Below are 15,999 nucleotides of genomic sequence, written 5' to 3'. Positions count from 1 at the left end.
ACAACTATGGAAAGAAAAAAGACGGCTTTGCCGTCTTTTTCTGTTTATCACATACATAACTACTCTATAATAGAACGATTTCCAAAATGCCTTCCCTTTCTTGCCGATGACTTTTTCCATCTCCTTTGGTAGACTAAAGAGGAAAGGAGAGATTACATATGCTTACAATGAAAGATGTTATTCGCGAAGGAGATCCTATTTTGCGCAACATTGCAGAAGAGGTGTCCTTACCGGCAAGCGAAGAAGATACAACTACCTTAAAAGAAATGATTGAATTCGTAATAAATAGCCAAGATCCTGAAATGGCTGAAAAATATAGTTTACGCCCTGGAATCGGATTAGCGGCTCCGCAAATCGGTGTTTCAAAAAAAATGATTGCAGTTCATGTAACCGATGCGGATGGTACATTATATAGCCATGCATTATTCAATCCAAAAATCATTAGCCATTCTGTTGAACGTACATATTTACAGGGTGGTGAAGGCTGTCTATCTGTAGACCGCGAAGTACCTGGTTATGTTCCTCGTTATACAAGAATTACAGTAAAAGCAACTTCTATTAACGGAGAAGAAGTAAAATTACGTTTAAAAGGTTTACCAGCAATCGTATTCCAACACGAGATTGATCATTTAAATGGCGTTATGTTCTATGACCATATCAATAAAGAAAATCCTTTTGCCGCTCCTGATGATTCCAAACCTCTAGAGCGATAATAATAAAAAGGCGGAAGTTAATCTTCCGCCTTTTTATTATGAAATGGGTTCCATATTCACTTATAGCAATCCAGCCCACTTTAGTCCATGATATATACCGTCTTCATTAACATCCTTTGTCACATGATTTGCAAGTTTTTTCAAGTCTTCATGGCCATTTCCCATCACAATACCTGTGCCAACGGCTTCGATCATTTCTAAATCATTTAAGCCATCTCCAAATGCATACACTTGATCACGATTAAAACCTAACTTTTCAATGTATTTCTCAATTCCTTTTGCCTTAGAACCACCATTCGGAATGATATCCATTGAATATGCATGCCAACGAATAAAATGGAAATCTGGATAATGATTAATAAACTTTTCCTCTTCATTTACTTCACAAAAAAGTAGTGTTTGATAAATATTACGTTCCTCATAAAAATTAGGCTCATATGCTGGATGCTCAAAGTTTAAGCTTCCAAAGCCTTCTTTCACATAATCATGATATTCCACTGATGCTCTCATATCTTGATGGTCAAGATATACAAGTGGATATCCTTCTTGTTTTGCAAACTGAGTAAACTTATGTAAAGCATCTGGATGTAACGGATTATTAAATATTACCTCATCTTCAAAGACAACATATTGTCCATTAAAACTAACATAATTATGTATATCAAGTTCCTTACGAATATCTTCGAACATAAATGGCGCGCGCCCTGTCGCAATTGCTACATGTACACCTTTTTCTTGTAACTGTTTTACTGCATCTCGTGTAGATTGCGGAATTTTTTTATCATGATCTAATAATGTTCCATCAATATCAAAAAAGACAATTTTATCATTCATTTGTCAAAATCCTTTCTGGCACTCTATATTCCTATTTTGAATATCACTTTTCAAATTCTAAAAAAAAGTATAACATATTAAACATCTGTGAAGAAAGCGTTCCCTTTCTGACCTTATTTGTAAACTTTGCATATATATATTAGTAAAACATGTGGATACTTGTTCGTATGAATTTTCTTTTCCATTCTTCCTCATACTATACCTATAACTAACGGCTACTAATCGTTACTATAGAATAACTTTCACTGTATGGGAAAGGACAAGATTCACCATTCACTTTTGTCCTATCTCTTATATCAGAGATAGAGTTTTCACTAGTAATAGGCATGTTTAAAATAAGGAAAGGAAGGAGTAATCATGCTGAAGAAGCTGAAGAAAAAGCTCAAGCGTTATTTAAATGGTCTAGTCCGTAAAAAGACAGTCGCTTAAATTGTGCCCATTTCGGGCTTTTTCTTCATTCTCATTCGAAAAAACATGAAAATCGTGACTGTTTGCTTTATAATAAGTAACAGATAATGCAAAACATAGACAAGGAGAGGTTTTCCAAATGATTTTTAAAGTATTTTATCAAGAAAAATTAACTGAGGTTCCAGTACGTGAAAATACAAAAGTTTTATATTTAGAGGCTACGTCTGAAAAGGATGTTCGTACAAAATTAAATAAGTTCGCATATAATATCGAGTTTGTTCAGTCTGTTACTGGCGCTCATCTTGAATATGAAAAAGAAAACGCTGATTTAACATTAGCGGAAATCGTATAGCGATATGAAATTTCTAAAAAACGACCAAGTTGCTGTATTTGCTCTCGGTGGGCTTGGTGAAATCGGTAAAAATACATACGCTGTTCAATTTCAAGATGAAATTATTATAATTGATGCTGGAATTAAATTTCCAGAGGACGAACTTCTCGGAATCGATTATGTAATACCAGACTACACTTATTTTGTGCGAAACGAAGATAAAATTAAAGGGTTATTCATTACACATGGTCACGAAGATCATATCGGCGGAATCCCTTACCTATTACGTCAAGTGAACATTCCAATTTACGGCGGAAAATTAGCAATTGCACTCATCAAAAACAAATTAGAAGAACACGGCTTACTTCGTAAAGCAAAACTTTACGAGATTCAAGAAGATGACGTTATTAAATTCAAAAAAACGTCTGTATCCTTCTTCCGTACAACTCACAGTATTCCAGATTCGTACGGCGTTGTTGTGAAAACACCTCAAGGTCAAGTCGTTCATACAGGTGACTTCAAATTTGACTTCACACCAGTTGGTGAACCAGCTGATTTAACAAAAATGGCTGAAATCGGTAAAGATGGCGTACTATGTCTATTATCTGATAGTACGAACAGTGAAGTTCCAAACTTTACTATGTCTGAGCGTCGCGTTGGTGATAGTATTCAAGACATTTTCCGTAAAGTAGAAGGACGGATTATATTCGCAACCTTTGCATCAAATATTCACCGCTTACAACAAGTTGTTGAAGCTGCTGTTGAAAACAACCGTAAAGTAGCTGTGTTTGGTCGAAGTATGGAAGCAGCGATTGAAATTGGACAAAACCTTGGTTATATTCGTTGCCCGAAAGATACATTCATAGATGCATCTCAACTAAACCGCTTACCAGCTAATAAAGTTGTTATTTTATGTACAGGTAGTCAAGGTGAACCGATGGCAGCACTTTCACGTATTGCAAATGGTACACACCGCCAAATTCAAATTATTCCTGGAGATACAGTTGTTTTCTCTTCTTCACCAATTCCAGGAAATACAATTAGCGTAAGTCGTACAATTAACATGTTGTACCGCGCTGGCGCTGATGTAATTCACGGGAAACTTTCAAATATCCATACAAGTGGACACGGTGGACAAGAAGAACAAAAGTTAATGTTACGTCTAATTAAACCGAAGTACTTCATGCCAATTCATGGTGAATATCGTATGCAGCGTATGCACATGAACATAGCAAATGATTGTGGCATCCCTGAAGAAAATTGCTTCATTATGGATAATGGCGATGTTCTTGCTTTACGTTCGGATGAAGCTAGCGTAGCTGGAAAAATCCCATCTGGTTCGGTCTACATTGATGGAAACGGTATTGGAGATATTGGCAATATCGTATTACGCGATCGTCGTATCCTTTCTGAAGAAGGACTTGTAATTGTAGTTGTAAGCATTGATATGAAAGAATTTAAAGTTGCAGCAGGACCTGATATCATCTCACGCGGTTTCGTTTACATGCGTGAAAGTAGCGATTTAATCAATGATGCACAAACATTAATTACAACTCATTTAGAAAAAGTAATGGAGCGTAAAACAACACAATGGTCTGAAATTAAAAATGAAATTACAGACACATTAGCCCCATTCCTATATGAGAAAACGAAACGTCGTCCAATGATTTTACCAATCATTATGGAAATATAAGAAAAAGGACAATGCCATGAAGGCATTGTCCTTTTCTTTTCTCTTATCTTAAAAAGTGTTTAAATCGATCCACTTCATCGTCATGACCAATGACAATTAATATATCTCCTGCTTGAATATTCTCCGTAGCTCGAGGGGATACGATAACTTCTTTGCCTCGTTTAATTGCTACAATATTCAATCCAAACTTCGCACGAATATCTAATTCAATTAAAGAGTGCCCATCAATTTTTTTATTCGCAATAATCTCTACAATACTATGCTCATCTGAAAGCTCAAGGTAGTCTAGCACATTGCTTGATGCAATATTATTAGCAATCCTTTTTCCCATATCACGTTCTGGATGCACAATATGATCTGCCCCTATTTTACTTAACACTTTTTCATGATAATCATTTTGAGCTTTTACAGTAATATTTTTTACACCCAACTCTTTCAAAATCAAAGTCGTTAAAATACTTGAATTTAAATTATCTCCAATAGCAACGACTACGTGATCAAAATTTCGAATACCAAGGCTTTTTAATACCATCTCATCTGTTGAATCTGCAATTACAGCATGCGAAGCTATATTTGCAAATTCATTAATTTTATCCTCATCTGAATCGATTGCCATTACTTCCATTCCTAATTGAGCTAGTTCTCGGCAAATACTTCCACCAAAGCGACCAAGTCCAATGACAGCAAATTCTTTTTCTTTCTCACCCACGGGAATTCCTCCAATAACTTCAAGTACTATTTATTTTCAGTGTAACACACTTTATATGCGTCACAAAAACTGTAATTAGCTCTTATTTTTGTTTTTGTATATAAAAATATTGTTGCAAGTAAAAAGCGATACCAACAAGTAGCATAGCAAATACAAATATATTTCCAAAAGAACTAAATGTTTCAAAAACGAATAATAATGTTTCTTGACCAAAAAAGGCAAATAGAAGCTGTGTGAATGCAAATAACAACGCCCATATGTAATGATGTTGATGGAATAAATAATGCGTTGCACCTAAAAAAGCAATAAACGAAAAGATAAAGATCCACCAATTTTCTAAAAATAGTTGCCAATTAGAAAATTGATATCCATTTACTAATATCGCAATAAGCGCGATAACTACCATCGTCGGCACACTCCAAAATAATGCCCGTCCTCTAAAGAAACGAGTGCCTTTAACATCTCCTTTTTCATGTGCAATATATGTTAGTACTACTGTGCTTATATACAAAACAGAAAGAATTGTTAAAACGATAATAAGCCAAAAATGTAATTGATAATATTCATGCTCTATATTTGTCACGATTGCAGCTAACATGCACGGAATTAACATTCCCGTCCAACCATCTACTTTTCTTTCATTCCAAAAGACCGTATTACCAATCCTTATTCCTAACAACATAAAAATAATGATACCCAATACAAATAACGTAGTTTTATTCCCTACTAAACTCGTTGAGAAAGCAATTAATCCAATAAATAAAAAGAGCACAAACCCATTCATAATTTCTAGTACAGGTGATAAATATCTCTTCACCCATTTGTATGTTTCGTCATATTCATTATTATCTACTAGACGATAGGCATAAAAACTTATCCCAAAATAAACCGCCGCAATAATAACGTACGCATATAAGACGAAACATAAAATCGCACTGCTAATTTGCACGTAATTCCCCACCCTTTTTTCTATGTTTCACATTGATTTTACACACTTTTCATACTAAAAGTAAACATATATAAGTTAGTCAAATAATTAATAATGAGCAGTGGCTAAACCCCCTGCTCATTATTAAAACAGTACAATTAACTTTAATTCTTCCATTTGTATGTAAATGTCTAAAATCAATCTATACGAGCGTTACTTACACCTCAGAACAAAAAGTTTTTTGGAACCTTCAAGAAAGTGGAAGTTTTATTTTCTATTCCCTTTCCACTTTACATATTGGCTTAAAAATGTAATTGCCTTTTCAATCACTTCTTCGTCTGGTTTTAATTTTGCATGATGTAAACCATATTCTGAATTTACTCCAAGCCAAAACATAAATCCAGGGATTTCTCGAAGCATATAACCAAAATCTTCACCCGTCATTGCCTCAGTACATGTAATAACATTCATATCAGTTTGTTTATGTACAAATTCCATAAACTCTCTCGTTAACTCTTCATGGTTATATACTTGGTGATACATTGCTCCGTAATCTATAATCGCCTCACACTGGAAAGAAGCTTCGATACCTGCAACAATTGACTCAATTCTGCTTTTCACACGCTTCATTGATTCCACTGATAATGTTCGAATCGTTCCTTCTAAACGAGATTTTTCTGCAATAATATTTTGAACCGTACCACCAGTAATTTTCCCGATTGTAATTACTGCACTATCAAGAGGATTTACATTCCGACTAATAACGGATTGTAGCTGTGTAACAAGATGACTCGCTGCAACAATCATGTCATTTGCAGTATGCGGATAGGCAGCATGGCCACCTTTCCCTTTTAAATCAATATATAATTCTGAAGTATTGGCAAATAACAGTCCTTCTTTCGTTGCAATTGTCCCCACAGCGTATTCTGGTGCAATATGAAGACCAAGAATTATATTCGGTTTCCATTCTTTTAACTCTTCACTTTCTAACATAGGAAGAGCACCGCCTGGTCCTTCTTCTGCTGGCTGGAATAGAAATACAAGGTCATCATCTATTCTTTCGCTCACAGCTTTCGTTAGAAGGCCTAAACCGATTGTTGTATGTACATCATGGCCACATGCATGCATCATTCCTTCGTGAATAGAAGCAAACTCGTATCCAGTTTCCTCTGTAATTGGTAAACCGTCTATATCTGCACGATAACCTATTATTTTTTCGGGATTTTTTCCATTTACTTTAACGATTACACCCGTTTTCCATGTCTTCACTTCCACAAATTCATGAGAAAGTGTTCCTATATAATCTAAAATATACTGTTGTGTTTTCCATTCCTTAAATCCGATTTCTGGAATTCTATGTAGATCTCTACGAATTTGGACAAATTTGCTTACTGTCATTTTTGCACCTCTATCTATAAAAAGCGTAAGAGCCCATTTACGCTCTTACGCTTTTTTTACTTTTTATTTCTCTGGGTTTAATTGACGAAGCTCTTGTTTAATTTCTGTTTTTGCTTTTGTCTTCTCATCAATTTCTTTAATTACACGTGCTGGAGTACCTGCAACAACTGTGTATGGAGGCACATCTTCTGTTACAACAGCTCCCGCTGCTACAACTGCACCTTTACCTACTGTAACACCCTCTAAAACAACTACATTTGCACCGATTACTACATCGTCTTCAACGATAACTGGTTTTGCAGAAGGTGGCTCAATAACACCTGCAAGTACAGCACCTGCACCTACGTGACAGTTTTTACCGACTGTTGCACGTCCACCAAGTACTGCGTTCATGTCGATCATAGAACCTTCACCAATTACAGCACCAATGTTAATTGTTGCATTCATCATAATTACAGCGTTGTCACCAATTTCAACATGGTCACGAATAATAGCACCTGGCTCGATGCGAGCTTTAATACCTTTTAAATCAAGCATTGGGATTGCAGAATTACGACGATCGTTTTCTACAACGTAGTCAACGATGTGCTTATTATTCTCATCAAGAATTGTCTTAATTTCAGACCATTCTCCGAATAATACACCTGATTTTTTATTCACAAATGCTTGTACTGTTTCAGGGAATGTTACTTCTTTTAAATCCCCTTTTATGTATACCTTTACAGGAGTTTTCTTTTCACTTTTTTGAATAAACGAAATAATTTCGTTAGCGTCCATCATTTTCATTCTTGTTGCCTCCTAAATCCATTTATAATGTTACTCTACCAAACGAAAGAGCGAGTAGCAAGATAATAATCTTATTTTTCCCTTTGAATTTCTTCTATAATTTCTAAAAATGCTTGTACTTGCTTCAACTGCCTTGCCGAGTCACTTGTTAACAACCATGTTTCTCTCGTCAGTTGAACAGGTGTTTTATACATATTTTCCTGTACTTCCTTTAAAACAGTAGAAGGTAAAAGGGCATAACCTATACCATTTAAAACAAGTTGTTTACATGTTTCAATTTGGTCAACTACAATCGTTCGCTTAGGCGGATTAGAAAATAAACCATACCACCAATTTTGTATTTGTCCATAATAAGTCGAGTCACTTTTAAATTGAATGAACGGCCTATTTGTTTCTTTTAACATCGAAATATCTTTTATTTCTTTATCAACTAAATACAGTTCATCTTCAAATAATTGTTGCTTCTGACCTTTATATTCTTGTGTTCCCCTCAGTATAGCAACATGCACGTCTCCTTCATAAAACTGCTTTTGCACTTCACTACTCCATCCAGTAAACAGCGATATCTTTACAGAAGGATATTTATGCACAAACTTTTTCAAAACAGGAGGGAGCCAATATTGACCAATAACTGATGCAACAGCTATTTTTAACGTTCCATGAGTTTCCGTTCTGAAAACAGCCAGCTCACTTTTTATATCTTCTTCCCTTTGCAACATTTCTTTGGCATAATTTGCAACTTTTTCCCCTTCAGGTGTAATTGTCAATCCTTTTTGTGAGCGAATAAAAAACTTCATTCCCCATTGTTTCTCCATAGATTGTAATCGTTGACTCAGCGCAGGTTGGGAAACAAATAAACGTTCCGCCGCTTTTCTCATATTTGATTCCTGAGCTAACACAACCATCATTTGAAAATCATCAATTTGCAACTTTCTCCCTCTTTCCTTAGCTTCCATACACCTTATTTCAATAAGCTTTTCATCCTTAATTTACCCGAATGCTTTCATTCAGAAAATACAATTGTCCAGCGCAAACTTTCCTTATGTTTTATGTCTTTTTAAATATAATACATACACAAGTGATATGCACGAAAAAAAAGTGACTTCTTCGTTTCTATGAAGTCACTTTTTTCACTTTATCGATTATGTTGCCTTACTTTCTTATTCAACAATTTTAAAATAGCTCGACGTGTTAAAATACCCTCAAAATAGCCTTCTTCATTAACAGCGCAAATAAAAGGATGATCAATTGTCATTTCTAAAGCTTTTGCAAATGAATCGTCTAATTTAAGAACAGGTATATCTTCTTTCATCACCTGCTCTACTTTCATATCATCGAGCCTTTCAAACTCAATACGTTCTAATCCTAACATACCATCTAATATCATGGCAGTACTAATCAAACCATGTAGTTTATACATTGGATCTAAGACAGGTATCGCTGAATATCCAGATTTTACAAGAACAAGTAAAGCATGTTCTAAACTATTTCCAATTTGGACATGAGCTACTTTTTCCGATGAAATCATTAAATCCTTCACAAGAATTTGTTGAAATTCGTCTTTCGGAATACTAATCATATTACATCCCCCATTTTCCCTTTTTCCTGCTTATGTTCACAACTCTATTCACATTTTATGACAGCGTTTTCATATTATTATTTTGTCCTAAATTTATTTCAATAAAAATACAATCACACAGCTATTTTAGCATACCGCACAAAAAAAAGACTACCATTCCGGTAGCGCTTAATACCCTTTATTTTTTAATCTGTAAAATAACCTTGTGATTTTTTTATATTGCATCACATCTGTCTGTTTCAAACCATTCTCAATATCTGTAAGTTCCACAGCTAAAATTTCACTTGCGTAATTTTGCTGAAATAAAATATCTAGTAGTAAACTTTCTTCTTCCTTCGTTAAAACAACTTCCCTTTGCATATACCCCTCTCCTTACACTCGCATCGTTACTCTTATTATATAAAAAATTCAACCTATTTAATAGATGTAATATTCAGTTTTTATTAAAAGATATGTAACAATCGTACACATACAAAAAAATCATTTCGTATATCGATTTGCATAGCTAAACGCCGCATAAGCATCCGGCTTAATTTTTGCAGTTAATCCCATCGCTCGAATTTTTTCTGTCATATCTAAAATAAATTCTTTTGTTAAGCCATCATTCCCAATGTCTAAATGAATTTCCATTATGAATCCAGCCCCATCTTGAGCATAAGGATGCAATAACTCCCATATTGTTTGTATATGAGTAGGCGTAAATAGATATGCGATTTCTTGACTAAACTGCGTTTCTAAATATATTTTCTCACGTAAGGTCGCTGGCTTATCTTTTACTGATCTATGGTGTAAACAACCCCAGGCACCTTTTCCAACACGATGAATATGGATTGCTGTAATAAACCTCGTATCCTTTTGATGCGCTTGCGAGTCTGTCCCAATGGATAATCGATACAAATTTCGCGGATCCTTTTCAATGAAACTACAAATACGGTTAAAGACCATATCAAAATTTAAATGTCTCTCTGAAACATTGTAAAATTTATGTGCACCGTCCACAGAGTCACGTCCTTTCAATTAGACAGACTTTTCGTATTCTCATTGTATGGGACAAAAACTAAAATTATAACTTCCTATCCTTTATTCGTTTCAATATTTCGAATTACAAAGTGACAAACTTGGCACGTATAAATTACATTTTGATTAGATTGAGCCGTTAATACATGAATAATCTCAGCAGAACTTTGACAATTAGGACAAATCACAACTGGTAAACGTTCCATACGATAACCTCCTAGTTATATTTCTCCCGCTATTTGCAAAACCCAGCGATAGTGAGAAGTTTAGCTTCACATATTCACCCGGTTGACGGGACTAATTATCCACATGGATAAGCAAACTTGCACGGATTAAATTTTCATTTTAATACCATTGTAGGAAAAATAAAAAACTTCTATACATTATGCTAGAAAGTAATAGAACTAAAAAAGGTACTGCCATGTGGCAGTACCTTTTTTATATGTATCAAGAAATGATATCGTAAATCTCAATTGCAACCATATCGATATTATCGAATTGATATACTTGAGGTTTTTCACCTTGTTGATACACTTCTAACTCATACATTTCACTTTTATCGAAAAATTTCACGCTACATTTGCGCTCACCGTTCACTTCAAAATAGCGTTGTGCTACTTCACCGCTTTCAGCTTGTTCTTGTAGACTAACAAGTCGAGTTAAAATTCCTTGGAGTAGAGACATGAAATCTCTCCTTTCTCTGATCTTCCTACCAATAGGTTTTACAGCTATACTCATTCTATCCGTCATAACAGAAAAAATGTTCCACACTCTAGGATAAAGGTTATTGGCCAGAAACTCAACTAAAAATTTGTCGAAATGCGAAGGAAAAAACAGAAAGAACATATTTCTCCTTCATTATTGCGGTTTTTATACTGGAAGAATATAATAAAAAACAGAAAAAAGGAGGAATTACAATGAAAAAAATTGAGGTTTATACACAACCCGATTGTCCGCCATGTGTTATTGTAAAAGAATTTTTGAAGCATAATAACGTTGCATATGAAGAATTTGACGTAAAAAAAGACGCTGCTGCTCGCAATCGTCTTTTATACGACTATGATTCTTATTCAACTCCAACAGTCGTAATTGATGGCGAAGTAGTTGCAGGTTTTCAAATTGAAAAGTTACAACAACTACTCAATATAGAATAGGAATAGGTAAATACCTATTCCTATTCTTATCCCGCTATTTGTAGGTAGTAAAACTCCCACCCACTGATTAAAAGTTTCACTTTATAATTGTTGCAACCTTTTTATTTCAGTTAAAAGTTCCTGACTTTCATGATATCCTGCTAACTTCCATTTATCTTGATCCCTTTTCAATGTTACAATTTGATATTGTCCACTTTTTGTCCGCTCATATACATATAAATTTTTATGCTCTTGATCATACGACATTTTCGTTTCTGAATTAAAAGAAAACGGTGCTTCTTTTGCCGGAAGTAAATATTCACCACTTTGTTTATCACTTCTGCTATTTTCATCTGTAAATACTTGAAGGAAATTATCTGTAAAATACGGTGATAACGTCTCTATCATCTTATTCATCGGCAAATGCTTCCCACGAATTGAAAACTGGGTTTCATAGCCTTTTTGTATCGTTGTAAATACTTCTTTCCGATCGACTTCCACTTCCTCTTTTCCTAAAACAGTCGTAACACTATAACCAACTAGAAAGGCAACACATACAAATAGAACAAGCCATATTCCATATTTCCTCATTTTTTCACCTTCCTTTTAAAAGAACTTGTCTTTGTAGTATTCATTGTAACAATGATTATGCAAAGAAAGGACAGATTTCGTTCGTAAAATCTTTACAACGATAGACAGCATTTTCATCACCATTTTCACTATTACCAATTTATGATAAAAACAAACAAAAAATGCACGAATCTCTTCGTGCATTAAAATAAAACATCTTCTTCATATAAATATTCATAAGATAAATCTATAAATAAAAAGTTGTCATCATCAATCGGGAAAGAAAATGTTCGTACCATTTCTCCCGTTTCAATATCTGCATATAAATCTGAAAGCCTCGCCTTATTCTCAAAACGCATTTTCATTATATTCTCGAGAAAATACGGGCGCCAGCTCCAGTTCTTCATATAATAATCCGGCATCACAATCCATTCTCCATCTTTTTTCATAACATTTCCTGATTGTTGGAAACCATCTTCATTACAAATAAATATACGAAAACTACACTGTGATACACTTTGACTAAATTGTAATAACCAATCATTTATATCTTCATTCTTTTTTTGTTTTGATAAAACATCGCCAATGCGATCGCGTAACATCTCTGTTAAATTATAAATTTTTTGTAACTTCTTCTTTTCATGCTGAATAAACTGATGACATTCATTACCTAGTCGCTCTTTCAAAACATTCGTTTCAATAAAATCAGGTAAACATTCTTTTAAATAATTACCTTGATAATATCTTCCGCCGTTCTTCCAAGCATATTGCAGTTGATAAAAAGCATCTATTTCTTCATATAATAAAGTTGCACCAATTCTTCTAGCAAGTAATGATAAAGAATATAAAATATCTTGATAAGATTGTAAAAGTGCTGTTTGCCTTAAGTTCGTTAAATCTACTTTTAAAATATCAGGTGCTAACACGCTAATACGCTCTAAATTACTTGTACCCGTTCCGACTTTATTAATCGAAATTTGAATACCATATGTACGATAATACATAAGCAAATGATTAAATTGCTCTATATCTTCTTTACATTCATGCTCTGTAATCTCTAAAACAATTTGTTTTAAATTTAAACCTTGTTCTTCATACCTCAATAAAAGTTGAAGCAAGCTTTCATCATCATCATTCATTAATACATTAGCATTCCGATGTATAAATAATAATAATTTTTGATCGCTTTCTAAATAACGATTTAAAGCTTTTTCTACTATAATATTATCCGCTTCCAGTTGAAATTCACTTGGAATCGAATCATCGTGAAAGAAAGAAGCTAAACTTTGTATGCCCTCTTCTGTTTGAATACGTCCTACTACTTCATATCCAATTACAGTATGCTCATCAGCACTAAAAATAGCTTGATAATAAGGAAGGACTTTATCCAAGTTACTCATTACATCTAATGCATCTATCAACGTGCTTCCCTCCCTTTACTTTTCAAAAATTATAACATGATATTTACGGAAAAATAATAAAAAATCCCTTCAGTTTTCCTGAAGGGATTAGAGGGGTAAAATGCTAAGGGGAATTAGCAATTCTACTATGAAGAAAAAAGAGGTCTTAAATATAACGTATATATGACCTCTTGTAAACACTTTTCTTTCATATGTCACAATTCCGTCACATTTAACCGTAAAAAAATGAATCAAACATTCATTTTTTTATCCCTTTTAAAATGGATATTGATGTAAATGTTGTCCTCCATCCATTGTCATGCAAGTTCCATTTATGTACGCAGCTTCATCTGAGCATAAATAATAAGCTAGACCAGCGATTTCTTCTGGCGTACCCAGCCTTCCAAGCGGAACACTTTGTATCGTACGCTTAGCCATTTCTTCTGAAATCCATAATTTATCAGCACCGCCCGTACGTTCAATTGGTCCTGGAGCGATAGCGTTAACTCGTATTCCATATTTACGTCCCCACTCAACAGCGAGCGTCTTCGTCATCGCTAATACTCCTGCCTTCGCTGCAGCCGAATGAATAACTCCTGGACCTGCATCCCATGCATATGTTGCTACCATATTAATGATATTCCCTTTTATACCTTTTTCAATCCAATATTTTCCGACAGCATGGCTACAGTAAAATGTACCGTTTAATACAATATTAATGACCGAATTCCAGCCATTCACGGATAAATCTTCTGCTGGACAAATAAAGTTTCCAGCTGCATTATTTATTAAAACATCAATTCGACCAAACTTCTCATCAATCTGTTCAATCATTTTCTGAATGTCATCCGTATTTCTTACATCCATTTGTACAGGTAATACTTGCCCTGGAAATTGTTCAATTTCCAACTTTGTTTCCTCTAGTTTTTCTTTTGTACGTCCTGTAATAACAACTCGTGCCCCTTCTTTTGCAAAGCGAGTCGCCATTCCTTTTCCCATTCCACTCGATCCACCTGTTATAATAACTACCTTTTCTTTCACATACATCCCCTCCAAAAAATGAATACACATTCATTTTATCACTTTATTTAATAGAAATCTTTATATTTTTAAACTTTTCTGATATTTTAATGTAAAGAACTTTCTTTTTATTCATTTTTTTCGTAATCTATACTAATTTTTTATTATGTAAAGTATATTTTTAAATAAACTGAAAGGAGATTTGAGTAGCCTGTAAATGGAATAAAAACATTGAGGTATACTCATATTTTTATGACGCACATTACAAGAAGAAATTTTTTGAAAATTGGTATGCGTACTTGTCTCTATTCATTTATAACCAGTGGCATCGGATACTACTATGCTAAATATATAGAACCCCATTTCATTTCTTTTACACAGCACACATTAAAATCACAACTCATCCCAAAAAGTTTTCATGGTATGAAAATTCTTCAATTCAGCGATTTACATCTCGGATACTATTTCTCGCTTCAACATTTATCTCAAGTTGTTTCTAAAATTAATGCTGTAAATCCAGATATTGTCCTTTTTACCGGAGATCTCATTGATAATTATCAAACGTATACTGACACTCCTTTTGTCGCATCCATTTTAAAAAATATACAAGCCCCCTTCGGTAAATTCGCTATTTATGGTAACCATGATCACGGTGGATATGGAACTGAATACTATGAGCACATCATGCGTGAATCAGGATTTGAACTATTGCTAAATAGTGAAAAAAGAATTCGTCTAATGGATAATAGTGAAATTTCTATTTTCGGTCTCGATGATATACTACTAGGCAAACCAAAAATAGAGAAAACATTACAACATGCACGGCAAAATACTTATAACATCGTTCTTGTTCACGAGCCAGATATCGCGCCGCAAATTTCCAAATATCCAATCAACTTGCAACTTTCTGGTCATAGCCATGGCGGACAAGTACAAATTCCTTTTTTAGGGGCTATTATTACACCATCACTCGCCAAAGACTATATTGAAGGCTTCTATACGATGCAAGATTTAACTCTCTATGTCAATCGAGGTCTTGGAAGAACACGTGTCCCATTTCGTTTCATGTCAAAACCTGAAATCACAATTTTCACACTCCAACATTCGTAATAATTCGCCTATTTTCTTACATATCCTTTCTTGTACGCGCTCATCCATGTTTCGTTTACCATATGATAAAAGTGAGTCCAATAAAGGAGGTATGTTCATGTATCCATATTATCAACCAATTCCAGTTCGTTCAGCACCTATTGGTCCAGTAGGCGACTCACGCTTCTTCCCGTTTTTTGGCGTTCCCTTTCTAGCTGGAATTGCTGGTGGATTGCTCGGCGGAGCATTAGCTTTCGGCCCTCGACCATTTTATCCACCTTATCCACCACCTTTCCCGCCGCCAGCACCTTATCCTTGTTACGGTGGACCATGTCAGCAACCATACTATTACTAGGTTAAAGTAACGATTCTTTCAAATATTATTCTCTCA

General features: G+C 34.5%; 20 protein-coding genes. 6 read left to right on the top strand and 14 right to left on the bottom strand.

What is annotated here, in order from left to right; translation table 11 throughout:
• Positions 1-158 precede the first annotated feature (158 nt).
• The gene (gene def / locus M1D66_RS07580) at positions 159-713 is read left to right on the top strand and encodes a peptide deformylase (protein ID WP_242283228.1); all 555 of its coding nucleotides are present in this window, start codon (positions 159-161) and stop codon (positions 711-713) included.
• Positions 714-773: 60 nt separating this feature from the next.
• Here def and M1D66_RS07575 read toward each other — a convergent pair whose 3' ends face one another.
• Positions 774-1,547: a Cof-type HAD-IIB family hydrolase gene (locus tag M1D66_RS07575; RefSeq protein WP_000998268.1), complete on the bottom strand. Its 774-nt coding sequence runs from the start codon at positions 1,545-1,547 to the stop codon at positions 774-776.
• Between the two features lie 547 nt (positions 1,548-2,094).
• Here M1D66_RS07575 and M1D66_RS07570 point away from each other — a divergent pair.
• A complete protein-coding gene (locus M1D66_RS07570) occupies positions 2,095-2,307 on the top strand; it encodes a DNA-dependent RNA polymerase subunit epsilon (protein WP_000576435.1) in 213 nt (70 codons plus the stop codon).
• Between the two features lie 4 nt (positions 2,308-2,311).
• Positions 2,312-3,979, top strand: a complete 1,668-nt coding sequence (rnjA, locus tag M1D66_RS07565) for a ribonuclease J1 (protein WP_000670377.1) — start codon at positions 2,312-2,314, stop codon at positions 3,977-3,979.
• Positions 3,980-4,022: 43 nt separating this feature from the next.
• On the opposite strand, the gene M1D66_RS07560 is transcribed toward rnjA, so the two are convergent.
• The 10 genes from M1D66_RS07560 to M1D66_RS07515 form a co-directional block, all read right to left on the bottom strand.
• A complete protein-coding gene (locus M1D66_RS07560) occupies positions 4,023-4,688 on the bottom strand; it encodes a potassium channel family protein (RefSeq protein ID WP_000504032.1) in 666 nt (221 codons plus the stop codon).
• 82 nt (positions 4,689-4,770) lie between these two features.
• Positions 4,771-5,637, bottom strand: a complete 867-nt coding sequence (locus M1D66_RS07555) for a cytochrome c oxidase assembly protein (protein WP_001167324.1) — start codon at positions 5,635-5,637, stop codon at positions 4,771-4,773.
• Between the two features lie 246 nt (positions 5,638-5,883).
• On the bottom strand, positions 5,884-7,014 hold the full coding sequence (locus tag M1D66_RS07550) for an N-acetyldiaminopimelate deacetylase (protein WP_000218672.1): 1,131 nt from the start codon (positions 7,012-7,014) through the stop codon (positions 5,884-5,886).
• Between the two features lie 63 nt (positions 7,015-7,077).
• The gene (dapD, locus tag M1D66_RS07545; protein ID WP_000783241.1) at positions 7,078-7,800 is read right to left on the bottom strand and encodes a 2,3,4,5-tetrahydropyridine-2,6-dicarboxylate N-acetyltransferase; all 723 of its coding nucleotides are present in this window, start codon (positions 7,798-7,800) and stop codon (positions 7,078-7,080) included.
• A gap of 71 nt (positions 7,801-7,871) precedes the next feature.
• The gene (locus M1D66_RS07540; protein ID WP_001987174.1) at positions 7,872-8,756 is read right to left on the bottom strand and encodes a LysR family transcriptional regulator; all 885 of its coding nucleotides are present in this window, start codon (positions 8,754-8,756) and stop codon (positions 7,872-7,874) included.
• A 179-nt stretch (positions 8,757-8,935) separates the two neighbouring features.
• Positions 8,936-9,379, bottom strand: a complete 444-nt coding sequence (gene cbpB / locus M1D66_RS07535; protein ID WP_000623579.1) for a cyclic-di-AMP-binding protein CbpB — start codon at positions 9,377-9,379, stop codon at positions 8,936-8,938.
• 168 nt (positions 9,380-9,547) lie between these two features.
• Positions 9,548-9,739: an antirepressor AbbA gene (abbA, locus tag M1D66_RS07530; RefSeq protein ID WP_001188692.1), complete on the bottom strand. Its 192-nt coding sequence runs from the start codon at positions 9,737-9,739 to the stop codon at positions 9,548-9,550.
• 120 nt (positions 9,740-9,859) lie between these two features.
• Positions 9,860-10,378 (bottom strand): ribonuclease H-like YkuK family protein, encoded by a 519-nt coding sequence (locus M1D66_RS07525; RefSeq protein ID WP_242555091.1) that lies wholly within the window; start codon positions 10,376-10,378, stop codon positions 9,860-9,862.
• Positions 10,379-10,452: 74 nt separating this feature from the next.
• Complete coding sequence (locus tag M1D66_RS07520; protein ID WP_000440540.1) at positions 10,453-10,602, bottom strand: hypothetical protein; 150 nt, start codon at positions 10,600-10,602, stop codon at positions 10,453-10,455.
• Between the two features lie 241 nt (positions 10,603-10,843).
• Positions 10,844-11,080: a YkuJ family protein gene (locus M1D66_RS07515; protein ID WP_000055151.1), complete on the bottom strand. Its 237-nt coding sequence runs from the start codon at positions 11,078-11,080 to the stop codon at positions 10,844-10,846.
• A gap of 233 nt (positions 11,081-11,313) precedes the next feature.
• Here M1D66_RS07515 and M1D66_RS07510 point away from each other — a divergent pair, with 233 nt between their 5' ends.
• Positions 11,314-11,550: a glutaredoxin family protein gene (locus tag M1D66_RS07510; RefSeq protein ID WP_000717875.1), complete on the top strand. Its 237-nt coding sequence runs from the start codon at positions 11,314-11,316 to the stop codon at positions 11,548-11,550.
• A gap of 81 nt (positions 11,551-11,631) precedes the next feature.
• Here M1D66_RS07510 and M1D66_RS07505 read toward each other — a convergent pair whose 3' ends face one another.
• The 3 genes from M1D66_RS07505 to fadH all read right to left on the bottom strand — a co-directional run bounded on the left by M1D66_RS07505 (position 11,632) and on the right by fadH (position 14,540).
• On the bottom strand, positions 11,632-12,120 hold the full coding sequence (locus tag M1D66_RS07505; RefSeq protein WP_001233805.1) for a DUF3993 domain-containing protein: 489 nt from the start codon (positions 12,118-12,120) through the stop codon (positions 11,632-11,634).
• Between the two features lie 182 nt (positions 12,121-12,302).
• Complete coding sequence (locus M1D66_RS07500) at positions 12,303-13,520, bottom strand: EAL domain-containing protein (RefSeq protein ID WP_000564306.1); 1,218 nt, start codon at positions 13,518-13,520, stop codon at positions 12,303-12,305.
• Between the two features lie 255 nt (positions 13,521-13,775).
• A complete protein-coding gene (fadH, locus tag M1D66_RS07495) occupies positions 13,776-14,540 on the bottom strand; it encodes a 2,4-dienoyl-CoA reductase (RefSeq protein ID WP_000660913.1) in 765 nt (254 codons plus the stop codon).
• Between the two features lie 231 nt (positions 14,541-14,771).
• Between fadH and M1D66_RS07490 the strand changes: the two genes are divergently transcribed.
• Positions 14,772-15,629: a metallophosphoesterase gene (locus M1D66_RS07490; RefSeq protein WP_002024756.1), complete on the top strand. Its 858-nt coding sequence runs from the start codon at positions 14,772-14,774 to the stop codon at positions 15,627-15,629.
• A gap of 97 nt (positions 15,630-15,726) precedes the next feature.
• A complete protein-coding gene (locus M1D66_RS07485) occupies positions 15,727-15,963 on the top strand; it encodes a hypothetical protein (protein ID WP_000283738.1) in 237 nt (78 codons plus the stop codon).
• Positions 15,964-15,999 lie beyond the last annotated feature (36 nt).

This window comes from Bacillus sp. PK6-16, assembly GCF_056530295.1.
This window is presented reverse-complemented; position numbering and strand designations above follow the sequence as displayed.